24 protein-coding genes are annotated in these 22,783 nt (G+C 62.2%); 12 read left to right on the top strand and 12 right to left on the bottom strand.

Annotated elements, in window-relative coordinates; genetic code table 11:
- Positions 1-215 precede the first annotated feature (215 nt).
- Entirely contained in the window at positions 216-635 is a 420-nt protein-coding gene (gene mscL / locus LMH93_RS23015; protein ID WP_003251622.1) for a large-conductance mechanosensitive channel protein MscL, read from the bottom strand.
- A gap of 176 nt (positions 636-811) precedes the next feature.
- Here mscL and radA point away from each other — a divergent pair, with 176 nt between their 5' ends.
- On the top strand, positions 812-2,182 hold the full coding sequence (gene radA / locus LMH93_RS23010) for a DNA repair protein RadA (RefSeq protein WP_003251626.1): 1,371 nt from the start codon (positions 812-814) through the stop codon (positions 2,180-2,182).
- Positions 2,183-2,217: 35 nt separating this feature from the next.
- On the opposite strand, the gene LMH93_RS23005 is transcribed toward radA, so the two are convergent.
- Together LMH93_RS23005 and LMH93_RS23000 are read right to left on the bottom strand one after the other, a co-directional pair.
- Complete coding sequence (locus LMH93_RS23005) at positions 2,218-3,735, bottom strand: nucleobase:cation symporter-2 family protein (protein WP_003251628.1); 1,518 nt, start codon at positions 3,733-3,735, stop codon at positions 2,218-2,220.
- Positions 3,736-3,998: 263 nt separating this feature from the next.
- On the bottom strand, positions 3,999-4,361 hold the full coding sequence (locus tag LMH93_RS23000) for a PilZ domain-containing protein (protein ID WP_003251630.1): 363 nt from the start codon (positions 4,359-4,361) through the stop codon (positions 3,999-4,001).
- A gap of 177 nt (positions 4,362-4,538) precedes the next feature.
- Here LMH93_RS23000 and LMH93_RS22995 point away from each other — a divergent pair, with 177 nt between their 5' ends.
- The 3 genes from LMH93_RS22995 to yjiA all read left to right on the top strand — a co-directional run bounded on the left by LMH93_RS22995 (position 4,539) and on the right by yjiA (position 7,875).
- Positions 4,539-6,605 (top strand): carbon starvation CstA family protein, encoded by a 2,067-nt coding sequence (locus LMH93_RS22995; protein ID WP_004577217.1) that lies wholly within the window; start codon positions 4,539-4,541, stop codon positions 6,603-6,605.
- A 17-nt stretch (positions 6,606-6,622) separates the two neighbouring features.
- On the top strand, positions 6,623-6,820 hold the full coding sequence (locus LMH93_RS22990; RefSeq protein WP_003251633.1) for a YbdD/YjiX family protein: 198 nt from the start codon (positions 6,623-6,625) through the stop codon (positions 6,818-6,820).
- A gap of 77 nt (positions 6,821-6,897) precedes the next feature.
- Complete coding sequence (gene yjiA / locus LMH93_RS22985; protein ID WP_230064613.1) at positions 6,898-7,875, top strand: GTPase; 978 nt, start codon at positions 6,898-6,900, stop codon at positions 7,873-7,875.
- On the opposite strand, the gene LMH93_RS22980 is transcribed toward yjiA, so the two are convergent.
- Positions 7,835-9,322, bottom strand: a complete 1,488-nt coding sequence (locus LMH93_RS22980; RefSeq protein WP_070095561.1) for a methylenetetrahydrofolate reductase C-terminal domain-containing protein — start codon at positions 9,320-9,322, stop codon at positions 7,835-7,837. The two genes, yjiA and LMH93_RS22980, sit on opposite strands and share 41 nt — an antisense overlap.
- Before the next feature lie 229 nt (positions 9,323-9,551).
- Here LMH93_RS22980 and LMH93_RS22975 point away from each other — a divergent pair, with 229 nt between their 5' ends.
- Entirely contained in the window at positions 9,552-10,376 is an 825-nt protein-coding gene (locus LMH93_RS22975; RefSeq protein ID WP_004577214.1) for a 5-methyltetrahydropteroyltriglutamate--homocysteine S-methyltransferase, read from the top strand.
- Between the two features lie 436 nt (positions 10,377-10,812).
- On the opposite strand, the gene LMH93_RS22970 is transcribed toward LMH93_RS22975, so the two are convergent.
- Positions 10,813-11,991, bottom strand: coding sequence for an acetyl-CoA C-acetyltransferase (locus LMH93_RS22970; RefSeq protein ID WP_003251640.1), 1,179 nt, complete (start codon positions 11,989-11,991; stop codon positions 10,813-10,815).
- Between the two features lie 301 nt (positions 11,992-12,292).
- On the opposite strand from LMH93_RS22970, the gene fabV reads away from it, so the two are divergent.
- The gene (gene fabV, locus LMH93_RS22965) at positions 12,293-13,504 is read left to right on the top strand and encodes an enoyl-ACP reductase FabV (protein ID WP_003251642.1); all 1,212 of its coding nucleotides are present in this window, start codon (positions 12,293-12,295) and stop codon (positions 13,502-13,504) included.
- 143 nt (positions 13,505-13,647) lie between these two features.
- Positions 13,648-14,556 carry an alpha/beta hydrolase family protein gene (locus tag LMH93_RS22960; RefSeq protein WP_004577693.1) on the top strand — a complete coding sequence of 303 codons (909 nt, stop codon included), beginning with the start codon at positions 13,648-13,650 and terminating at the stop codon, positions 14,554-14,556.
- Between the two features lie 44 nt (positions 14,557-14,600).
- On the opposite strand, the gene LMH93_RS22955 is transcribed toward LMH93_RS22960, so the two are convergent.
- From LMH93_RS22955 to LMH93_RS22940, 4 genes are read right to left on the bottom strand one after another with little or no spacing between them, the layout of a single operon-like run.
- Positions 14,601-14,942, bottom strand: a complete 342-nt coding sequence (locus tag LMH93_RS22955; protein WP_003251646.1) for a HopJ type III effector protein — start codon at positions 14,940-14,942, stop codon at positions 14,601-14,603.
- The gene (locus tag LMH93_RS22950) at positions 14,939-15,232 is read right to left on the bottom strand and encodes a DUF1244 domain-containing protein (RefSeq protein ID WP_003251648.1); all 294 of its coding nucleotides are present in this window, start codon (positions 15,230-15,232) and stop codon (positions 14,939-14,941) included. Before LMH93_RS22950 ends, LMH93_RS22955 begins: the two co-directional genes overlap by 4 nt.
- A 9-nt stretch (positions 15,233-15,241) precedes the next feature.
- Positions 15,242-15,979, bottom strand: a complete 738-nt coding sequence (gene folM / locus LMH93_RS22945; protein ID WP_003251650.1) for a dihydromonapterin reductase — start codon at positions 15,977-15,979, stop codon at positions 15,242-15,244.
- 33 nt (positions 15,980-16,012) lie between these two features.
- Positions 16,013-16,573: a hypothetical protein gene (locus tag LMH93_RS22940; RefSeq protein WP_003251651.1), complete on the bottom strand. Its 561-nt coding sequence runs from the start codon at positions 16,571-16,573 to the stop codon at positions 16,013-16,015.
- A 220-nt stretch (positions 16,574-16,793) separates the two neighbouring features.
- Here LMH93_RS22940 and LMH93_RS22935 point away from each other — a divergent pair, with 220 nt between their 5' ends.
- Positions 16,794-17,729: a MerR family transcriptional regulator gene (locus LMH93_RS22935; RefSeq protein WP_003251652.1), complete on the top strand. Its 936-nt coding sequence runs from the start codon at positions 16,794-16,796 to the stop codon at positions 17,727-17,729.
- On the opposite strand, the gene LMH93_RS22930 is transcribed toward LMH93_RS22935, so the two are convergent.
- Both LMH93_RS22930 and LMH93_RS22925 read right to left on the bottom strand, forming a co-directional pair.
- Positions 17,714-18,331, bottom strand: coding sequence for a hypothetical protein (locus tag LMH93_RS22930; protein WP_019752533.1), 618 nt, complete (start codon positions 18,329-18,331; stop codon positions 17,714-17,716). The two genes, LMH93_RS22935 and LMH93_RS22930, sit on opposite strands and share 16 nt — an antisense overlap.
- Positions 18,332-18,390: 59 nt before the next feature.
- Positions 18,391-18,819, bottom strand: coding sequence for a PAS sensor domain-containing protein (locus LMH93_RS22925; protein ID WP_003251655.1), 429 nt, complete (start codon positions 18,817-18,819; stop codon positions 18,391-18,393).
- 115 nt (positions 18,820-18,934) lie between these two features.
- On the opposite strand from LMH93_RS22925, the gene LMH93_RS22920 reads away from it, so the two are divergent.
- A complete protein-coding gene (locus tag LMH93_RS22920; protein WP_003251656.1) occupies positions 18,935-19,390 on the top strand; it encodes a flavodoxin in 456 nt (151 codons plus the stop codon).
- A 21-nt stretch (positions 19,391-19,411) separates the two neighbouring features.
- Here LMH93_RS22920 and LMH93_RS22915 read toward each other — a convergent pair whose 3' ends face one another.
- Positions 19,412-20,293 (bottom strand): LysR family transcriptional regulator, encoded by an 882-nt coding sequence (locus LMH93_RS22915; protein WP_070095557.1) that lies wholly within the window; start codon positions 20,291-20,293, stop codon positions 19,412-19,414.
- Positions 20,294-20,390: 97 nt separating this feature from the next.
- Between LMH93_RS22915 and LMH93_RS22910 the strand changes: the two genes are divergently transcribed.
- From LMH93_RS22910 to LMH93_RS22900, 3 genes are all read left to right on the top strand, one after another.
- Positions 20,391-20,777, top strand: a complete 387-nt coding sequence (locus tag LMH93_RS22910; protein WP_070095556.1) for a CidA/LrgA family protein — start codon at positions 20,391-20,393, stop codon at positions 20,775-20,777.
- The gene (locus tag LMH93_RS22905; protein ID WP_003251661.1) at positions 20,767-21,453 is read left to right on the top strand and encodes an LrgB family protein; all 687 of its coding nucleotides are present in this window, start codon (positions 20,767-20,769) and stop codon (positions 21,451-21,453) included. The genes LMH93_RS22910 and LMH93_RS22905 overlap by 11 nt, the downstream gene beginning before the upstream one ends.
- Positions 21,454-21,629: 176 nt before the next feature.
- The gene (locus LMH93_RS22900; RefSeq protein WP_070095554.1) at positions 21,630-22,535 is read left to right on the top strand and encodes an alpha/beta fold hydrolase; all 906 of its coding nucleotides are present in this window, start codon (positions 21,630-21,632) and stop codon (positions 22,533-22,535) included.
- Positions 22,536-22,783 lie beyond the last annotated feature (248 nt).

Raw genomic sequence — 22,783 nt, 5'->3', positions numbered from 1 at the left:
GTGGCCAATTTCCACCCGCCGTTCACCGTTGCCGCCGCTACCGTATTCGCGGGTAAACCCGCTCCTACACCGGATTGGTGGTGGACACACATCGGAGGTTTAACACAGGCCGCCGTGTAGGAGCGGGTTTACCCGCGAACACCGGCGAAGCCGGTGCCATCCACCGCACTGGATTCTTCGCCAGCATGCCCGCTCCTACAGCGCCCCCGGCAATTTCAGGGCAAGCGGTTCTGGTTCTGCGTCTTGAGCAAATCGCGGATTTCGGTCAGCAGCGTCTCTTCAGCCGAAGGCACAGGCGGCGTAGTCGGCGCCACGGCTTCTTCACGTTTGAGCTTGTTGATCGCCTTCACGCCCATGAAAATGGCAAAGGCCACGATCACGAAGTCGATCACGGTCTGGATGAACTTGCCATACGCCAGCACCACCGCTGGTACGTCACCTTCGGCAGCCTTCAGGGTAATGGCCAGGTCGCTGAAGTCGACGCCACCGATCAGCAGGCCCAGTGGCGGCATGATCACGTCGCCGACGAAGGACGAGACGATCTTGCCGAAGGCCGCGCCGATGATGATACCGACCGCCATGTCGACGACATTGCCTTTGACTGCGAAAGCCTTGAACTCGTTGAGCACGCCCATGTTTGGTTCCTTGTAACAAAAGGTGAGGTTAACGCAGTGTAAGCCACTTAAACGCTTCATGCGTTGTGTTCAGGGCTACAGACTGCAGTTAGAACGAATAGTTTTGTCGCATCTCGAAGCGTTCGAGACACGTCCTGCTCAGTTATCATGGCGAATTTTTCCAGGAGACCCCACCCATGGCCAAGGCCAAGCGCTTGTATGGCTGCACCGAATGCGGCGCGACCTTCCCCAAATGGGCCGGCCAGTGCGGCGAATGCGGGGCCTGGAACACCCTGGTCGAAACCATGATCGAAAGCGGCGGCGCTGCTGCACCCAGTAGCGGCCGCGCAGGCTGGACAGGACAGCAGGCGCAAATCAAGACCCTGGCCGAAGTCAGTGTCGAGGAAATCCCGCGTTTCACGACCAGCAGCACCGAACTGGACCGCGTGCTGGGTGGCGGCTTGGTGGATGGCTCGGTGGTGCTGATTGGCGGTGACCCCGGCATCGGCAAGTCGACCATTTTGCTACAGACCTTGTGCAACATCGCCGTGGGCATGCCGGCACTGTATGTCACGGGGGAGGAGTCGCAGCAGCAGGTGGCCATGCGCTCGCGGCGGCTGGGCCTACCCCAGGACCAGCTCAAGGTGATGACCGAAACCTGCATCGAGACGATCATTGCCACAGCGCGGGTCGAGAAGCCGCGGGTAATGGTGATCGACTCGATCCAGACCATTTTCACTGAGCAGTTGCAATCGGCCCCGGGCGGCGTGGCCCAGGTGCGCGAAAGCACAGCGTTGCTGGTGCGCTATGCCAAGCAAAGCGGTACGGCAATTTTTCTGGTCGGCCACGTGACCAAGGAAGGCTCGCTGGCTGGCCCAAGGGTGCTGGAGCACATGGTCGACACGGTGCTGTATTTCGAAGGTGAGTCCGATGGCCGGCTGCGCTTGCTGCGGGCGGTCAAGAACCGCTTTGGCGCGGTCAACGAGCTGGGCGTGTTCGGCATGACCGATCGTGGCCTCAAGGAGGTATCCAACCCGTCGGCGATCTTCCTCAACCGTACTCAGGAAGAGGTGCCGGGTAGCGTGGTGATGGCAACCTGGGAGGGTACCCGGCCAATGCTGGTCGAGGTGCAGGCGCTGGTCGACGATAGCCATCTGGCCAACCCGCGGCGGGTAACCTTGGGCCTGGACCAGAACCGCCTGGCCATGTTGTTGGCGGTGCTCCACCGCCATGGCGGTATCCCGACCCATGACCAGGATGTGTTTCTCAACGTGGTCGGCGGGGTGAAGGTGCTGGAAACGGCTTCGGACCTGGCGCTGCTGGCGGCGGTGATGTCCAGCTTGCGTAACCGGCCACTGGCCCATGGTTTGCTGGTGTTTGGCGAGATCGGCTTGTCGGGCGAGGTACGGCCGGTGCCCAGTGGCCAGGAGCGCCTGAAGGAAGCGGCCAAGCACGGCTTCAAGCGTGCCATCGTACCCAAGGGCAATGCGCCGAAAGAAGCGCCTGCGGGGTTGCAGGTGATTGCCGTTACCCGCCTGGAACAGGCGCTGGATGCATTGTTCGAATAGTGTGCAGGAGCGAGCAAGCTCGCTCCTGCAATCAGTCAGTGCTCGGCAACGGCCGTGCGCCTGACCGTTTCATTGCCATGCTCGTCCAGTTCCAGCATCGGCACTTCGTTACCTTCGGCATCGAACAGCTTGCCATCTTTGAAGTAGTCCCCATCACGCAGCGCGGAAATGTCCGAATACTGGATGGTGCGCTCATAGGCTGCAGCGAACACTGACTGGTTTTCCGAGTTGCCGGTGGTGAAATGGTTGAAGATCAGGTTCAGCAGGATGGCCATGATCGCCGCCGAGCTGATGCCGGAGTGGAAGATGGTCTCGAACCAGTTCGGGAAGTGGTGGTAGAAGGTCGGCGCGGCAATCGGGATCATGCCGAAGCCCAGCGAGGCCGCGACGATGATCAGGTTGACGTTGTTCTTGTAGCTGACCTTGGACAGGGTGCGGATACCGCTGGCCGCCACGGTGCCGAACAGCACGATACCGGCGCCGCCCAGTACCGGGGTAGGCACGGCGGCAATCACCCGGCCCATGACTGGCAGCAGGCCGAGTACCACCAGAATCACGCCGCCGGTAGCCACCACGTAGCGGCTCTTGACGCCGGTCACGGCCACCAGGCCGACGTTCTGGGCGAACGCGCTCTGGGTGAATGAACCGAAAATCGGCGCCAGGATGCTTGATGCCATGTCGGCGCGCAGGCCGTTGCCCAGGCGCTTGGAGTCCACCTTGGTGTCGATGATCTCACCCACGGCGAGGATATCGGCCGACGTTTCCACCAGGGTGACCATGATCACGATACACATCGACAGGATCGCGGCGATGTGGAACTCCGGCATGCCAAAGTGGAAAGGCGTGGGGAAGGCGAACATCGGGCCTTCGCCGACCTTGCTGAAATCGGTCATGCCCAATGCCCAGGCGATCAGCGTGCCGACCACCATGGCCAGCAGTATCGACAGGCGTGAGATGGTTGCGCTGCCAAGCTTGCTCAGCAGCAGCACGATGGCGAAGGTCAGCCCGGCCAGGCCGATGTTGGCCACGCTGCCGAACTCCGGCGAGGCGCTGTTGCCACCCATTACCCAGCGTGCAGCAACCGGCATCAGGGTCAGGCCGATGGTGGTGATCACGATACCGGTCACCAGCGGCGGGAAGAACTTGGTGATGCGCGAAAACACCGGTGTGATCAGAAAGCCGATCAGCGACGCAGCCATGACCGCGCCGAGCACCCCTGGCAGGCCACCGCCCCCCTCGCTGCTCAGGATCGCACCCATGGTCGCCACACCGGCGAACGACACGCCTTGCACAAGTGGCAACTGGCAACCGAAGAACGGCAGGCCAAGGGTCTGCAGCAGGGTGGCAAGGCCACCGGCGAACAGCGAGGCGGCGATCAGCATGCCGATTTCGGCACCATTCAGGCCCGCGGCCTGCCCCAGGATCAGGGGTACTGCGACGATCCCACCATACATGGTCAGCACATGCTGCAGACCATAGGCCAGGTTGGCACCAAGACCGAGGTTTTCATCCTCGGGTCGCTTGGCGGGAGACGTGCTAGGGGACGTAGTCATGGAGCAGGCTCTCTGTTTATTGTTGTGCCGCTACTGTAGACACTTCCTACAAATGATTGCCACAAGAATTGTATACAATATTTTGATCGGAGCGCGAACAGATCCGGCCGCAGGGTGTGTTAAAACCCAATGCAGAAGGCGTACCAACTTGGCAGAAGCTGTATTAGAAGGGTGTGTACAAAGCAACGCTACCCAGGCTTAAAGCTGTCTGGGTAGACAAGAAACACCAGGCGGGAAGGCTATTAGCTAGCTAAGAGATTTTATTATTCGATGAGTTCACGCAGCTCACGCATCATTTCGGTGCTGTCAGCCACGTTCAATTCCACAAGACGGTGCAAATGGCTCATCGAGTCGAGGTCGATGTACAGGCAGATGAAGCCCAGGCGGTCCGGTTCTTCGTGGCGCAGTTCGACCTGCATCTGCACACGGGCATCCTCGTTCAGCTCGATGATGGCGTCGAAGTCCTGAGTCAGGTCGGCATCCCAGCCTGCGGGGCGTTCGATCAGCAAGCCTTTGAGTGAAAGGTCCAGCAGTTTTGCAGGCCAGCGTTTCAGCCCCTGGCGCAGCTCGATGGGGGCATCGAAGTCGATGCGTTGAAAGCGGCGGCGTTCGTCATGATCGCTCATGGCTTGGATCCTCGAATAGGTCATCAGGTGTCATCCTGACTATAGTTAGAGTTGCATGTGCATCAGGTACTGCAATCAGGCCGCAGAGGCTCTAGAACGAAGCAAGTGTGGCAATGCCGCTTGACTGGCCCTAGACTCGGTGGGCGGTCTTTCCAATCCACCAGCTGGAAGCTAACCATGAACAACAATAATAGCCTGCTACGCCATATTCCGTGGCTGGCGCTGGCAGTCATAGGTGCCTGCGCACTGGGTGTGGTTGCCCTGCGTCGCGGCGAGGCGATCAACGCCTTGTGGATCGTGGTCGCGGCAGTGGCCATCTACCTGGTCGCCTATCGTTACTACAGCCTGTTCATCGCCACCAAGGTGATGCAACTCGACCCGCGCCGTGCCACCCCGGCGGTGCTCAACAACGACGGCCTGGACTACGTTCCGACCAACAAACACATTCTTTTCGGTCACCACTTCGCTGCCATCGCCGGCGCGGGCCCCTTGGTCGGGCCGGTACTCGCCGCGCAAATGGGCTACCTGCCCGGCACGCTGTGGCTGATCGCCGGCGTGGTGCTGGCCGGTGCGGTGCAGGACTTCATGGTCCTGTTCCTGTCTACCCGCCGCAATGGGCGCTCGCTGGGCGACATGGTGCGCGAGGAAATGGGCAGAATCCCGGGCACCATCGCCCTGTTTGGCTGCTTCCTGATCATGATCATCATCCTCGCGGTGCTGGCACTGATCGTGGTCAAGGCCCTGGCCGAAAGCCCATGGGGCATGTTCACGGTGATGGCGACCATCCCGATCGCGATGTTCATGGGCATCTACATGCGCTACATCCGTCCGGGCCGTATTGGCGAAATCTCGGTGGTTGGCGTGGTACTGCTGCTGGCCTCGATCTGGCTGGGGGGCGTGATCGCTGCGGACCCGGTGTGGGGCCCGGCGTTCACGTTCACCGGCGTGCAGATCACCTGGATGCTGGTGGGCTACGGTTTTGTCGCCGCCGTGCTGCCAGTGTGGCTGGTGCTGGCGCCGCGTGACTACCTGTCGACCTTCCTCAAGATCGGCACGATCCTTGGCCTGGCCATCGGTATCCTGATCATCGCACCTGAGCTGAAAATGCCGGCGCTGACCCAGTTCACCGACGGTACAGGCCCGGTGTGGAAGGGTACCCTGTTCCCGTTCCTGTTCATCACCATTGCCTGTGGTGCGGTGTCCGGCTTCCACGCGCTGATTTCCTCGGGGACCACCCCCAAGCTGCTGGATAACGAAACCAACGCCCGCTATATCGGCTACGGCGGCATGCTGATGGAATCGTTCGTCGCCATCATGGCCATGGTTGCGGCCTCGGTGATCGAACCGGGCGTGTACTTCGCCATGAACAGCCCGGCGGCAGTAGTCGGTACCGATGTCGCGTCGGTGGCGCAGACCGTCAGCAGTTGGGGCTTCCTGATTACACCCGAGCAGCTCGAAGCCGTTGCCCGTGACATCGGCGAGCACACCATTCTGGCCCGTGCCGGCGGTGCGCCCACCCTGGCGGTCGGTATCGCGCAGATCCTGCACCAGGTGTTGCCAGGTGAAAACACCATGGCCTTCTGGTACCACTTCGCGATCCTGTTCGAGGCGCTGTTCATCCTCACGGCGGTAGACGCTGGTACCCGTGCCGGGCGCTTCATGTTGCAGGACCTGCTGGGCAGCTTCGTGCCTGCACTCAAACGCACTGAATCGTGGGGGGCCAACCTGCTTGCCACTGCTGGCTGCGTGGCACTCTGGGGCTATCTGCTGTACCAGGGCGTCATCGACCCGCTGGGTGGCATCAACACCCTGTGGCCGCTGTTTGGTATCTCCAACCAGATGCTGGCCGGTATCGCCTTGATGCTCGGTACTGTGGTGCTGATCAAGATGAAGCGTCAGCGCTACATCTGGGTCACCCTGCTGCCGGCCGTATGGCTGCTGATCTGCACCACGGCTGCAGGCCTGATCAAGCTGTTCGACCCCAACCCGGCTGTCGGCTTCCTGGCCCTGGCCAAGAAGTACAGCACTGCGCTGGACGCCGGCCAGGTACTGGCCCCGGCCAAGGACATTGGGCAGATGCAGCACGTGATCTTCAACGCCTACACCAACGCGGGCCTGACGATCTTGTTCCTGCTGGTGGTCTTCAGCATTCTGTTCTTCGCCATCAAGGTCGGCTACGCCGCCTTGGGCCGCAAAGAACGCAGCGACAAGGAAACCCCGTTCCAGGCGTTGCCTGACGCGTAATCGAGAGGACTGCAATCATGTTCAACGACTTGGGTCGACTGGGCAAATACCTGGGGCAGGCAGCCCGCCTGATGGTCGGCATGCCCGACTACGACAACTATGTCGAACACATGCAGAAAACGCATCCGGACAAGCCGGTGATGAGCTACGAGGCGTTCTTCCGCGAACGCCAGGAAGCACGCTACGGTGGCAAGTCCGGGCCCAAGTGCTGTTGAGCCTGCGGTACGTGTAAACCTGTGGGAGCCTGGGTAACCGGCTCCCACAGTCATTTTCAGATTCAGGAGTATTTTGCGTGCAGACGCCCATTCCCGTAACCGTCCTCACGGGCTTCCTCGGTGCCGGCAAGACCACCTTGCTCAGGCACATGCTCAAGGCCGAGCATGGCCTGAAGCTCGCCGTGATCGAAAATGAATTCAGCGAGGCCGGCATCGACAGCCAACTGCTGGGTGACCAGCCGGTGCAGGTCATGACCTTGGCCAACGGTTGTGTATGCTGCAGCATCCATGGCGACCTGACTCGCGCGCTTTACCTGCTGCTTGAACGCCTGGATGCAGGGGAAATCGCCTTCGATCGCCTGGTGATCGAATGCACCGGCCTGGCCGACCCGGCGCCGGTAGCGCAAACGTTCTTCATCGACGAGGAGCTGCGTGAGCGCTACATCCTCGACGGCATCATCACCCTTGTCGATGCCGCGCATGCCGAACTGCACCTGACCCAGACCATCGCTCAGGCCCAGGTCGGCTTTGCCGATCGTCTGCTGCTGAGCAAGACCGACCTGGTCGAGCCCGCTGCGGTTGAAGCCCTGCGCGAACGCCTGGCCCGCATCAATAGCAGGGCTGCGATCCGTGTAGTCGAACACGGCTGCATCGACCTGGCTGAATTACTGGATGTGCGCGGTTTCAACCTCAACCCCGACCTTGGGGTGAACCTGAAACCGATGTTGCAACCCGTGCTCAAGCCTGCCACCCCGGACCGTATCTCCACGATGGTGCTGCGTACCGAAACCCCGCTGGATATCGACCGCCTCAGCAGCTTCATGAACGAGCTGCTGGAAACCCACGGCAAACAGCTGCTGCGCTACAAGGGCGTGCTGAACATTGCCGGCGAGGAACGCAAGCTGGTGTTTCAGGGCGTGCTCAAGCTTTATGGCTTCGACTGGGACGCCGAGTGGGCTGCAGGCGAAGCACGCGAGAGCGTGATGGTGTTCATTGCCGATGAACTGCCCGAGGCTACGATTCGGGCTGGCTTCGAGGCAATGGCTGCGGGCTGAGCCGCTGCGGCGCCTGCCCTGCGAACCACTGCGGCCATGAGCTGCGGTGGCGGGTTTCGACCTCGATGCACGGGATCAGGCGTTCGGTCAGCACAGCAGTTTGCCGCACAGCTTTGGCGGTGCGGTACTTGACGCTGTGGATGCACTCGCGGTCGCCGAACTCGCAGCGGTTCAGGGCGGTTCCGCCGCAAGGGCCATTGGCCAGGCCTTTAGGGCAGGTTTCCGGGCAGATATACAAGGTGTCTTCCAGGCGGCAACGGCCGCAGGTGTCGCAACCCACCAGCGGGCGCTTCACACTGCGCTCCAGCGTGTGCAGCATGTGTGCGCCGACGCGTGTACCCCACAGAGGCTGGCGCACCGCCCAGCCGAAGGCCTTGCTCAGGCTGTTGCGCCGGCTGAACAGCAGTGCGTGCATGCCATGCATCAGGTGATAGCGGGCTTTTTCCTTGAATGAGGCATTGACCCGTGACTCGTCCAGGCGCCAGCCGGCCTGTGGCGGATGGAAGGTCACCGCCGGCAGGCCAGGCATCTGCCAGCTGGCGTGCCAGGCCGGTGCCCATTGCTCCAGGGACTGAACCTGGGATTGCCAGTGCTCGATACGGGTCTCAAGGGCCAGCAACTGTTCGAGTGTGTGAACCCCTGACAGGTGCACACCGGCGTACCCCATCAGCTTTGTACCGATGATCTGCAAGGCCAGGCGGTCAACACTGCGCGCCTGGGCAAAGGCCTTGGACTGCGCCGTTTCCGCTTCGAGCATGTCGCGCATGGAGGGCGTGACAGTCACGCCGGCCACGTGGTCGAGCATCGCCGCGCGCCCGTGGGTGAGGCTCATGAGGCAGGCCAGCATGGGCTTGGGTGAGGCCTGGCGGCGCATCCAGTGTATGGCTTCCTGATGCTTGGCGGCATCGAAGCCCAGTTGCAAGGTGAGAAAGTCAGCCCCCGCTGCCAGCTTTTTCTCGGCCTTGAAATACTGGGCGCCGCCTTCTTCCTCGTGGTACTTGAACGGGTTCAGCGCCGCGCCCAGCAGCCAGTGCGGGCAGGCCTGGCGAGCAACCTGCAGGGCGGCGACCGATTCCAGATAACGCACCGGGCGCTGGCCAGGTTCATGGCCGGGCAGGCGGTCGCCAGTCAGCAGTAACAGCTGGTCGAGGCCGGCGGCGTCCATGCGCTGCAGTTGGGCGAGCAGGTGGTGGCGTTCGCGATCCTTGCCTGAAAAATGCGGCAGGGCAGGCACCGGGTTGCTGAACGAGGCGAGGGCGTCCAGCGGTGACATGTCCAGCGGGCTGCCGACACGATCACCGATGGCCACGGTCATCGGCCAGCCGCACAGGTGCGCACGGGCCATGATCGCTTCCATGGCGGCAAAGCGTTCTGCGGAAGGCTTGGGGACGAACTCCATGACACAGACGAAGTTCTGTTCGCGCAGGGCGGTTTTCAGCAGGCTCATGTTGGCCGGGCACCTGGTGTGGTCAGGGTGGCATTGTGCGGCAGAAGGCGAGCCGGGTCATGTCCGGATGCGCAGGATAGTGATCTGAATGAGACATGGGGGCGCGAAGATCATGACAGCATGATCATGAAGATTTCTTGGGTTCATCTCAAATTTAATGAGTTTGTCTCAATACCCCGTCAGCCGGAGAATCCCCCTTATTCATTCAAGCATGCTGAAGGGACAAGACATGGCACTGGCACATAACCTGGGCTTTCCACACATCGGCCGTGACCGCGAGCTGCGTGCCCGCCACTGGCAGGTGCAGAAAGACGCCGGCATCGAGCTGGTGCCGGTCGGCGACTTCGCCTGGGACAGCCACGTGCTTAGCGCAGGCGATCAGCCGTTGGTTCTGAACTGGGAACCACTGTTCGAAGAAGTGGAGCACGCCAAGGCCCTGGGCCTTGCAGTCAAGCCGGTGGTGATCGGCCCCTTGACCTACCTGTGGCAGGGCCAGACCCTGGGCGGTGACTTCGACAAGCTGGAGCTGCTTGACCGCCTGCTGCCCGTGTATGACCAGCTTCTCAACCGCCTGGCCGACCATGGCGTTGAATGGGTGCAGATCGATGAACCCATCCTCGCCCAGGACCTGCCCCAGGATTGGAAAAATGCCTATGAACGTGTCTACAACATCCTTCAACGCGCACCGTTGAAGAAGCTGATCGCCACGTACTTCGGCGGCCTGGAAGGCAACCTCGGCCTGGCCGCCAACCTGCCGGTTGATGGCCTTCACGTCGATCTGGTTCAGGCCCCCGAGCAGTACCAGAGCATTCTCGACCGCCTGCCGGCCTACAAGGTACTGTCGCTGGGCCTGGTCGACGGTCGCAACGCCTCGCCTTGCGATCTGGGCAAGACCCTGGGGCTGCTGCACGAAGCCCATGAACGCCTGGGTGAGCGGCTGTGGTTGGCGCCGGCCTGTTCGTTGCTGGAAAGCCCAGTGGACCTGGCCGTGCAGAAGTGCCAGGAAGTGGCGGTGCTCGCCGCTTCGCTGGAGCAGGACCGAGTCGCGGCTTGAACAGTTGCTGCCTGTGCCGGCCTCTTCGCGGGTAAACCCGCTCCTACAATGGCTTGCGCCCGATCACCGATGAGTGTCCACCACCGATCAGTGTAGGAGCGGGTTTACCCGCGAATACGATGGCGGCTGCAACAGTGAACGGTTGGTGGAAATTGGCCAGCAGGCCCGGCCCTTTCGCGGGTAAACCCGCTCCTACGATGGCCTGCGCCCGATCACCGATGTGTGTCCGCCACCGATCAGTGTAGGCGCGGGTTTTCCCGCGAATACGATCGCGGCTGCGACATTGAACAGCGGGTGGAAATTGGCCAGCAGGTCCGGCCCTTTCGCGGGTAAACCCGCTCCTACAACGGCCTGCGCCCGATCACCGATGTGTGTCCGTCACCGATCAGTGTAGGCGCGGGTTTACCCGCGAAGAGGCCGGGCCTGCTTGAATCAATCAGCGTTCGATGGCCAGCGCCACCCCTTGCCCACCACCAATGCACAAGGTCGCCAGGCCTTTTTTGGCATCCCGTTTGATCATCTCGTGCAGCAGGGTCACCAGCACCCTGCACCCGGAAGCACCAATCGGGTGGCCCAGGGCAATCGCCCCTCCATTGACGTTAACCCGCGCGGCATCCCATGCCAGCGCATTGCCCACGGCCAGCGCCTGGGCGGCAAAGGCCTCGTTGGCTTCGATCAGGTCCAGTTCGGCCAGTTGCCAACCGGCCTTGTCCAGGCAACGCTGGGTCGCCGAAACCGGACCAATACCCATGATCGCGGGGTCTACCCCGGCACTGGCGTAGGCGGCGATCTTCGCCAGCACCGGCAGGCCCAACGCCTTGGCCTTCGCTGCGCTCATCAAAAGCACGGCGGCGGCGCCGTCGTTCAGGCTGGAGGCATTGCCTGCGGTGACGCTGCCGTCCTTCTTGAAGGCCGGGCGCAGTTTGGCCAGGGACTCGGCGGTGGTGTCCGGGCGTGGTTGCTCGTCACGGGCAAAAACCTTGGGCTCGCCCTTTTTCTGCGGCAGCACGATGGGGGTGATTTCAGCGTCGAAACGGCCGGCCTCGATCGCTGCCACTGCCTTGCGCTGCGATTCGGCAGCGAAGGCATCCTGCTGCTCACGGCTGAGGCCATACTTGTCCACCAGGTTTTCGGCAGTGATGCCCATGTGGTAGTCATTGAAGGCATCCCACAGGCCGTCCGTGATCATGCTGTCGATCAGTTGGCCATGGCCCATGCGTTGGCCGGTGCGGGCCGAGGGCATCACGTAGGGGGCAAGGCTCATATTTTCCTGGCCACCGGCAATCACCACCTCGGCATCGCCACAGCGGATCGCCTGGGCGGCCAGGTGCAGGGCCTTGAGGCCCGAGCCGCAGACCTTGTTCAGGGTCAGGGCCGGTACGCTGAAGGGCAGGCCAGCCTTGATCGCTGCCTGGCGTGCCGGGTTCTGACCGGCACCGGCAGTGAGCACTTGGCCGAGGATGACTTCGTCGACCTGCGCCGGGTCCAGCTCGGTTTGTTTCAGCAGTTGCTTGATCACGGCGGCGCCGAGGTCGACCGCAGGCACAGTGGCCAAGGCGCCCTGGAAGCTGCCGATGGCGGTGCGGGTTGCGGCGACGATCACCACGTCGTTCATGTTGTTGTTCTCCGTGCAATGGGCGTAGTGCCGCCAGCATCGGCGGGTTTGGCTTATTTGTTAAGTTTGTTTTTCTTTCGGATTGATGTGAAAAGCAAATCAATGGGTGCCAGGCGTTCTAACCCGCCAATCTGGATTTCAAGCAGCCATGTCCTTCCTGCACAGAAGAACTCTGGTTTTGCATCCCTCTGATCACCCCGTAATATGTGTCGGATAACCTGCGGGGGTAGTCTCACCCTCTGATCAATCGGAATCGCCCCAAGCGGCGCTTTCCTGGCATAAACCTGACGAGGTACAGACATTGGCCATCATTCATCCTAAGGTTCGCGGTTTCATCTGCACCACGACTCATCCGAAGGGCTGCGAGCTCAACGTCCGTGACCAGATCGAAGCCACCCGCAAGCTGGGCGTACGCGAGGATGGCCCGAAGAAGGTCCTGGTCATCGGTGCTTCCAGCGGCTACGGCCTGGCTGCCCGCATCACGGCGGCCTTCGGCTTCAAGGCCGACACCCTGGGCGTGTTCTTCGAAAAACCAGGCACCGAGACCAAGGCCGGCACTGCTGGCTGGTACAACGCTGCCGCCTTCGACAAGTTCGCCAAGGCCGAGGGCCTGTACAGCAAGTCGATCAACGGTGACGCCTTCTCTGACGAAGCCCGCGCCAAGGTCATCGAGCTGATCAAGAACGAAATGGGTGGCAAGGTCGACCTGGTCATCTACTCGCTGGCTTCGCCCGTGCGCAAGCTGCCGCAGACCGGTGAAGTCATTCGCTCGGCACTCAAGCCGATCGGCCAGCCATACAAGTCGACCGCCATCGACACCAACAAGGACACCATCATCGAGGCCAGCATCGAGCCGGCCACCGAGCAGGAAATTGCCGATACCGTCACCGTCATGGGTGGCCAGGACTGGCAGCTGTGGATCGATGCGCTGGCTGGCGCCAATGTACTTGCCGAAGGCGCTCGCACCGTGGCCTTCAGCTATATCGGCAGCGATATCACCTGGCCGATCTACTGGCACGGTGCACTGGGCCAGGCCAAGCAGGACCTGGACGAAACTGCCCTGCGTCTGAACCAGAAGCTGGCCGGTGAAGTGAAAGGCGGCGCCAATGTGGCGGTGCTCAAGTCGGTGGTTACCCAGGCCAGCTCGGCCATCCCGGTGATGCCACTGTACCTGTCGATGGTCTTCAAGATCATGCAGGAGAAAGGTGTACACGAAGGCACCCAGGACCAGCTCGACCGCATGTACCGCGACCGTATGTACCGTACCGACGGTGCGCCGGCAGAGGTCGACGAGAAGGGGCGCCTGCGCCTGGACGACTGGGAACTGCGTGACGACGTGCAAAACGCCTGCAAGGCCCTGTGGCCACAGGTGACCACCGAGAACCTGTTCGAGCTGACTGACTACGCCGGTTACAAGAAGCAGTTCCTCAACCTGTTCGGCTTCGAGCGCGCTGACGTCAACTACGACGAAGACGTGGCCACCGATGTGAAGTTCGACTGCGTCGAGCTGTAATCGGGTAAGCCTGTACCGGCCTCTTCGCGGGCAAGCCCGCTCCCACAGGTTCTCCCCCTGTAGGAGCGGGTTCACCCGCGAAGAGGCCAGTACAAGCTACAAAATCTTTGCTAGTTTTGGCGCACAACAACAGGAAATGCGCCATGAGTAGCCTCATCCAACCCGCTACCCCATTTCGCCACCCCGCGGCCGACGGATACAGCCTCGGCGGCTTCTGCTGGCGCCACGCCCAACCTGACCCCCAGCGCCCGCTGGTGATCATCAACGCTGCCACGTCGGTACGCTGCCGCTATTACGCCCGCTTTGCCGACTACCTGTTCGCCCACGGCTGCGATGTGCTGACCTACGACTACCGTGGCATCGGCGAATCCCGGCCGGCGTCGCTGCGTGGTTTCCAGGCCTCCTGGAGCGACTGGGGCCGGCTGGATTTTGAAGCCATGCTGGCGCATGCGGCAGCGCATTTCCCAGGTCAGCCGGTGGACGTGGTGGGGCACAGTTTCGGCGGTTGTGCAGTAGGCCTGGCACCGTCGGCTGGCCAGATCCGTCGGGTCGTGATGGTTGGCGCGCAGTTCGCCTACTGGCGCGACTACGCGGCCAACCAGCGCTGGCAGCTGTTCGGCAAGTGGCATGTGGTCATGCCGCTGTTGACCCGGGTATTCGGCTACTTTCCCGGCAAGCGCCTGGGTTGGCTGGAAGACACGCCATCCGGCGTGGTGCACGACTGGACCACGCGTACCCCACGTTATGAGCACCGCCCCAGCGGGCGGGCGTTGGCGGCGCTACCGTTCGCCCAGGTGCGTGCGAAGACGCTGGCCATCAGTCTGACGGACGACCCCTTCGGGACCGTAGCGGCAACCGAGCGTTTGTTGGGTTATCTGCAAAGTGCCGAGCGCCAGCACCTGCGCATTGCGCCTGTGGATATCTCGGTCGAGGAAATTGGCCATTTCGCGTTCTTCCATGACCGGTTTCGCGAAAACCTGTGGCCGGTGGCCTTGCAGTGGTTGCGGCAGGGGAGGCTTGAAGGTGGGGGGCCTGGCACCATTATCGATTGATGGTGGGCGCTGGATCGTGGGGCCGCAAAGCGGCCCCGGCAATATCAAGCCTTGCGCGCAAGCGGCTGCGCAGCAAACTTCACACCCGCCAGACCGTGTTTGATCAGCGCACGGATGTTGCCATGGTCGCTACCCTCAGGCGTGGCCACCACATCACGGTAGTGCTCGCCGAAGGCCAGCAGCGCTTCCTGGTCGCTCAGCCCTTCAAGCAAGGCCAGGCCCAGGGTTTTGCACGAACCTTCGTTCTGCCCTGCCGCATTCTCCACGCCGCCGTTGTTGAAGGCCTGCGGCTGGTAGCTGTAGTTGTCGGCAATGAACGCCAAGGTATCGGCAAATACATGTTGGCCGCTGGCCAGGCTTGCGCGCAGGGTATTCAGGTCAGTCACGAGGTTTTTCCTTTTTCGAACGCCGCTTGTTGTTCGGCGCTGGCTTCTTTCTGGTATTGGGCTTTCCACTCGGCGTAGGGCATGCCGTACACCGCTTCGCGGGCATCATCCAGGCTCAGGTCCAGCTGACGCTCGTCAGCGGCGGCCTTGTACCACTTGGACAGGCAGTTGCGGCAGAAACCGGACAGGTTCATCAGGTCGATGTTCTGTACGTCGGTGCGCTTTTGCAGGTGTTCGACCAGGCGCCGGAACGCGGCGGCCTCGAGCTCGAGCTGTTGTTGTGGGGTCATGGTCTTCTCTCAAGTCATGCGGTTCTTCAGGTGGCGGCCACCGTTGATGACCACCTGGCTGCCGGTGCTGTACTGGCTGGCGAGCAGGTACTTGACGGTCTCGATCAGCGGGCCGGCGCCGGGTTCGAATTCCAGCAGGGCCTTTTTCAGGGTTTGCTGGCGGTAGGCTTCGTCACCCCCTTCCTTGAGGATCAGCAGCCCGGGCAGGATACCGTTCACACGCACCTTGGGCGCATATTTTTCGGCGAATGACAGCACCATGTTCTGCAGTGCGGCCTTGGTGGCGGCGTAGCCGATGTGGCTTTTACTGCCGCGCGAGGAGGTTTCGTCGCAGATGTGAATGATGTCGGCCTTTTCCACCTTGGCCAGCAGGTCGCCCAGGGCCAGGTTGAGGTGGTAGGGCGCTTCGACGTGCAGGCGGAACATGGTCTCGAGGTTGTCGAGGCCGTCGTCGAGCCATAGCGAAGCATTGTGGATGATGGCGCGCAGTCCGTCGTAACGATCGTGCAGGTGATCGATCAGCGCCTGGCGGTCGCCCGCCTGGCACAGGTCGGCCTGAAACTGCACGATGTTGGGGTGGGCTGCCTGCGGCTGGATGCTGCGGCTGGCACTGACCACCGTATGGCCGGCCTGTGCCAGTTCGAGGGCCAGGGCCAGCCCGACACGCTGGCTGGCTCCGGTAACGAGAATGGGGCTGTTCATGTTCGGGGTGGTCAACTTGTCTGTCCTTTGATTGCCACCCAGCATACCCGAACTGTTTACCTGTTGTATGGCCTGGCCTCAGCGGCTGCGCAAGGCGCCAGCAGCGGGCGGGGAGGCCTGTAGCCAACTGGCCAGCAGGCGGGTGGACAGCGGGATGAACAGGTACACCATCACCGGCGTCAGGGCCAGGGTGCTGAGCAGTACCCGGGGCACAAGGTCGAGTGCCGTCAACCAGTGGCCGAACACCAGGTTGAAGGCCAGCGAGACTGGGAAAAACGCCAGCCAGATGGCCACGGCCTGCTTCCAGCGTGGCGGTTTTTGCACCCTGTTGGTGCCGAACCAGTCGTCGATACCGCTAACGCGCGCCTCTTTGGGGCGCTCGAACAGACCGTTGCCGCGTTGTAACCATGCGCGACGCGAGGCGGAGTGCTCCCAGGCATGCAGGGTCGGCTCGTCGCTGAAGCGGAAGATGATCTGAAATTCGTCGCCATCCCGGGGCGGGGCGAGGATGCCCGAGCCGAGGTAGCCAGGGAAGTCGGTGGCCAGCTGTTCGCCTTCGTGCAGCCAGGCCAGCAGGTCCTGGTAGCGGCCATGGGCGGCGCGGCGCGACACCATGAGGGTGACGGGTGGGGTAGACATTGTGTATCTCCTGGCAACGGGGCTGGCGGGTAGCTGGCCCCTTTGGCTGTGTGGCCCGGGGTGGTGGGCGACGCAGTCGTGCATGCAAGAATCGGGCACGCATTATCGCGCAGTTGCGATCTTCGGCAACGCTCAGCTGGCAAACGGTGGCACCAACAGACCGACACAGTCGTAGTAAGCTATGTGCTCAGTTTCTTCGCACTCAGGGTACTTCGTGCACATGAACGAACAGGGACGTAAACCGGTGATCGATGCGAGTTTCGAGCAGCAGGAGCTGTTTCCGATTCGTGAAGTGTCACGCTTGACCGGTGTCAACGCCGTGACCCTTCGTGCCTGGGAACGCCGTTATGGGCTGATCCAGCCCATCCGTACCGACAGTGGTCACCGCCTGTATTCCCAGGCTGATATCGATGAAATCCGCCGTATCCTCGGGTGGCTGGAGCGTGGCGTGGCGGTCAGCAAGGTGGGCAGCATTCTCGCTCGCGGCCATGCCCTCTCCGGGCAGGCTGGCGGCGCGGTGGACCCCTGCTTGCGCTGGCAAAACCAGATTCGCCTGGCGGTACAGCACTTCGACGTGGCGGGCCTGGATCGCCTTTATGACGAGGTGTTCGCGGCCAGCACCCTGGACCAGGTTTTCGCCAATGTGTTCATGCCGGTGTGGCATGACATGGTAGTCCGGCAAGGCGGCTATGGGCAGGCCAGCGAATGGCTGTTCTATGATCAGTTCCTGCGCGGTCGGGTTTTCGCCCGCTTGCAGCTGGCCCGTGTGCCGAGTAGCCGCACCGTGCTGGTGGCGCCATTGCCGGGGCAGTGCCATGAGCTTGAGTTACTGGTAACCAGTCTGATCCTGGGTAGCGATGAAATACGCGTGATCCCGCTGGCGAACGGGCAGCCGCTGCAAGAGCTTGCGCTCGTCTGCGAACGGCTGAAGCCGGACGCCTTGGTGCTGTTTTCCCATCCGTCGCCCACAGTAGAACTCACCCGGCACCTCAAGCGCCTGGCGTCGATGCTGGAATGCCCGTTGTTACTGGCAGGTGAGGCGGCGGAAGCGGTACAGGACAGCCTGGCTGGCAGCCCTGTAGCCTGCCTGGGCGCGCAGGGCAGTGTGATGCGCCAGCGCTTGCGGCAGTTTCTGGCCCGTCAGCTCGATACTTGAGTGTGCAGCTCGGGGTGGGCGTGGCGGTGGGCCTGGAGGATGTAGTCGCGCAGGCGTTCGATTTCTTCGGCTGGGCTTTGGCCGAGGTCGTAGGCAGCCAGGTCCGTGCCGATGCGCCGGCCCAACACACCATGCAGTTCGATCGGGGTGATGCCGCCCGGGGCGAAGCGCAGCTCGAAGCGGGCGGGTGCTGTTGGCAAATCACGGACTTCCAGCAGCACGCCTTTGAAGGAAATCTCGCGTACCCACAGGCCGCTTGCCTTGTCATGGGCGTCGAGCAGAACGCTCGGCTGGTCCAGCGACAAGCGCCATGGGCGCAGCATGGGGCCGTCTTCGTAGATTTCCGGTGAACCCAGCTGCAGGTGCAGGGCGTGGAACTCGTCTTCTACCAGCTGCAGCGGGAAACTGATCTGCTGGTTGTTGAACTGGGCCTGCAAGGTCACCTGCTCGTTAGCCACCAACCGCGTAAGCAAGCTTTGAATGCGGCGGTCGCCATTGACCAGCAGGCTCGACATGGTGTCAGCCAGGTTCAGTTGTGGCGAATGCTGCATGTTCTGTATGAAATCCAGCTCGTCCTGGGTCAGGAGCGCGTCTGCTTGCATGATCGAACTCGGTGGTGGCGATTTCTTCAACGGAATTGACCGTGCGTGGCGGACTTGGTTCAGGCGCGTTCGTCGGGTTTCGGACGAGCGCGCAGTTCCGCCAGCTCCCGTTCCAGTTCGACCTGGCGGCTGACGTCCTTCTGGATGCCGATGAAGTAGGTGCGCTGGTCGAAGTCGCTCTTCACCGGCGTGATCGACAGCTCGTTCCAGAAGGCGCTGCCATCCTTGCGATAGTTGCGCAGCACTTCGCGGCAGGGGCGGCCTTCGGCCATGGCCTTGCGGATGCGTGCGCGGCCGAGCTGGTCACGGTCGTCAGCCTGCAGGAACCGGCAATCCTGATAGAGAATCTCGTCACGGCTGTAGCCAGTGAGGCATTCGAAAGCGGCGTTCACGTAGATCAGGATAGTGTCGTCGCCTTCCTTTTCGGCAACCACGATGCCGTCATTGGACGCATCGACCATCGATTGCAGCAATTGCGCGTTGATCATGTCCGGGCCATAGGTGAAGGAAAACGGAAGATGGCGACTTTGGTAACGGCGGCCTTTTGCCAGCGTTGAATGCTAGTATCCTACGTTTTCACTCAGTTTCGGAATCCTCTACCCGATGAAAGTCGCCATTATTTCCGGCTCGGTCTATGGCACCGCCGAAGAAGTCGCCCGTCACGCTGAATCGCTACTCAAGGCGGCGGGTTTCGAGGCCTGGCATGCTGCGCGTGCCACCCTTCAGGATCTTCAGGGTTTTGCCCCCGACGCCTTGTTGGCCGTGACCTCGACCACCGGTATGGGTGAGTTGCCGGACAACCTCATGCCGCTGTACAGCACACTTCGTGACACACTGCCCGCGGCCTGGCGCGGCCTGCCTGGTGCGGTGATCGCGCTGGGCGACTCCAGTTATGGCGATACCTATTGCGGGGGTGGCGAGCAGATGCGTGAGCTGTTCGCCGAGCTGGGCGTGCGCGAGGTGCAGCCAATGCTGCGCCTGGATGCGAGCGAGACCGTGACCCCGGAGGCGGATGCCGAGCCTTGGCTGGCTGAGTTGGCGAGCGCACTGAACGCCTGACCTGGCATCTGCGCAGGCGTGTTAGCCATGGGGCTCGCGCAACAAGGCCAACCACCCCTGCGCCGCCCGTGACAGGTAGGCGCCGCGTCGCCAGATAAACGCGATATCCCAACGCAAATCCTCCTGCGCATTCAACGGCACACGCACCACCCCGGGGCGCTCCAGCGCTTTTGCCACCACCCGGGGCAGCATCACCACGCCCTGGCCCGCTGCCACCAGCGCCGCCAAAAAATCCGCCTGGCCGCTGCGCCCGCCTTCCTTGGGGGTGAAGCCCTGCTGCTGGCACGCCTTCAGCAGCCGGTCGTTGAGCACGAAACTGCGCTGGTAGAGCAGGAACGGTGTATCGGCCAGTTGCCTCAGGCCCACGGCGTCCAGGCCCGCCAGGGCATGGCCAGCCGGCAGCAAGGCATCCAGCGGTTCGTTGCAGAAGGGCTGGTAGTCGAATGCCTCGTCGGTGGGCGTCAAGCAGCCGCCCAGTTCCAGTTCGCCACTTCTGACGGCCTGTTCGACGTTGCGGCTGCCGCCTTCAAGCAGCTGGATGGCGATGTTCGGATGGCGCCGCCGGTACTCGGCGAACAAGCCGGCGAACAACGTGTCGCTGCCAAGCATCGGCAAGCCCAGGCGTAGTTCGCCACGCTCCATCTGGCTGAGGTCGTCCAGCTCGTTGAGCAGCGCCTGGCGCTGGCGCAGCAGGGCTTCGCCACGCTCCAGCACGATGCGCCCGGCAGCGGTCAGGTGCAGGTGCGACGCCTGGCGCTCCAGCAGCGGCTGGCCCACATCTTGCTCAAGCTGGGCCACCTGCTTGCTCACGGCCGACTGGCTGATGTGCAGGGTCTGTGCCGCCTGGGTAAAACCGCCGCGGTGGACCACTTCGATAAAGCTGCGCAGTTGTTTGAATTCCATTGCTTCGATTCCATTCTGGAATGGCAGGCAGTCTAACAATTCGCTTCTGGCCTAGGCAGCCAAATCTTAAAATAAGGGCCTGTCGAGGAACCCCGCCATGAAACCTGCATCATTGAAAAAAGCCCTGCGCCTGCTCGTCGAGCTGGCGGTTCTCTGTACCCTGTTCCTGCTCGGTGGCCAGATTGCCAGTTGGCTGGGCTGGCCGATCCCCGGCGGTGTGATGGGCCTGGCACTGCTGTTGATACTGTTCGCTTCGGGTGTGCTCAAACCGGCCACGCTGCAATTGGGGGCCGGCTGGTTGATGGCTGAGATGCTGTTGTTCTTCATCCCGGCGCTGATGAGCCTGCTCGACTATGGCGCATTGATCCGTGAAGAGGGCTGGCGCATCTTGCTGGTGATTGCCGTGAGCACGCTGATGGTGATGGTAGTGACCGCCATGACCGTGGAGATGGTGTGCCGCTGGAGGCTGCGCCGTGAGCCTTGAACCCATGCCGCTGTTCTGGTTGGCCTTGACCTTGCTGGCTTACCTGGGTAGCCGTTGGTTGTACCGGCGTAGCAAGCGCTACCTGCTGTCGCCGTTGATCCTGGTACCGGTGTTGCTGCTGGCTGTGGCCGTGCCGCTGCATACGGCCTATGCCGAGTATGCGCGCAACACCCACTGGTTGATGGGCGTGCTCGGCCCGGTGACCGTAGCCTTCGCAGTGCCGATCTGGCAGCAGCGGGCCATGCTGGCGCGCCATTGGCCGGCCCTGATGGTGGGCATGGTAGCCGGCAGCAGTGCCTCGATCGCCAGCTCCTGGGGGCTGGCGCACCTGTTGGCGCTGGACAGCGCAACCAGCCTGTCGCTGGTGCCGCGCTCGATCACCACGCCCTTTGCCATGCCGCTGGCCCATGACTTGGGTGGGGTGCCAGAACTGACAGCGGTGTTCGTGATGTTCACCGGCGTGCTCGGTGCCATGTTCGGCGGTGTGCTGTTGCGTTGGTTGCCGCTGCGCACGCCGTTGGCACGGGGGGCCCTGTTCGGTGTTGGCGCGCATGGTGCCGGGGTCAGCCGGGCGCAGGAAGTGGGCCGTGAGGAAGGCTCGGTGGCCGGCCTGGTGATGGTCCTGACCGGGCTGCTCAACCTGTTCGCGGCGCCGTTGTTGGCCTTGCTGCTCTGACCGTTCGTGCCACTGACTCGCTCAGTCATCAAGCTGGCTGGCAACGCAAGTTCCAGCCAATGGGCTGCTGGCTAGACTTTGCCTCGACATAGAGAGCACATGTAAGTGCCGAGGTGACATGCAATGAACGCAGCCTTGCCCTATTCCGCCAACACCACTACACCGGGACCCATCTGATGCCTATGGCCGAGATTCCATTGTGCGTCTGGCGTACCCGGTCACAGCGTTTCATGTTCCGGGGCCAGAGCATCCGCTACTGGACCGCAGGGCAAGGAGAGCCTCTGCTTCTGTTACACGGTTTCCCCACCGCCAGTTGGGACTGGCACTACCTGTGGGGCCCTCTGAGCCAACGTTTCCGGGTGATCGCTTGCGACATGCTTGGCTTTGGTGATTCGGACAAGCCCGTCGATCACACTTACAGCCTGATGGAGCAAGCAGACCTGCAGCAGGCATTGCTTGCCCATCTGCAGGTCGCGCAGCCCGTGCACCTGTTGGCCCACGACTACGGCGGCAGCGTGGCTCAGGAACTGCTGGCGCGACACCATGAGCAGCGTGCCGACATTGCCAGTTGCGTGTTCCTCAACAGCGGGCTGTTCCCCGAAAGCTGCCGCATGCTACTGATCCAGAAGCTGCTGCTCAGCCGGTTTGGCTGGCTGGTCGGGCGCTCGTTCGGGCGTGACGATCTGGTGCGTAACGTGATTCAGGTCTACGGCCCCTGCACCCATCCCAGTGAAAGCGCGCTGGATGATTTCTGGAGCCTGATCGCTGCCAACCGGGGCACGCGCATCCTGCACAAGCTGGTGGGCTACATGCCGGAGCGCAGGTTGCACCGCGAACGCTGGGTCGGGGCGATGCAACGTAAAGGCGTGCCGCTGCGCTTGATCAATGGCGTGGTCGACCCGCTTTCCGGCGCGCACATGCTTGAGCGCTACCGGCAACTGATACCGGAGCCGGACACCGTGCAGTTACTGGGCATTGGCCATTACCCGCATACCGAAGCGCCAGTGCAGGTGCTGCGCCACTACCTGGCCTTTCGTGAGCAGCCGCTGAGCTTCTACCCGCCGAAAGTGGCGTGGTCATGACGAGGTTTCAGCGCCGATGAGGTCGGGCGCCATCCGGGCGGCGCCCGATCTCAACGGCGCTGAAAGTCTTGACGGTCACCTGACCGCCAGGATGCATTTTCAGATTTCAAAAAAAAAGGCCGCTGCAAGCCACAGCGGCCAATCGAGACGTCAGATCAAGGAGCTTCAAAATCTACGTCGGTGAACCTCGCAGGCTTGAAAGGCGGGGGGAGAGCCCTTCAAGCCGGCCAGTGAGTCAAGAATAAGCG

The organism is Pseudomonas sp. CIP-10, assembly GCF_020911845.1.
Classification (GTDB): Bacteria; Pseudomonadota; Gammaproteobacteria; order Pseudomonadales; family Pseudomonadaceae; genus Aquipseudomonas; species Aquipseudomonas alloputida.
Note: the sequence above shows the minus strand (reverse complement) of the source record. Positions and strands in the feature narration are given on the sequence as shown.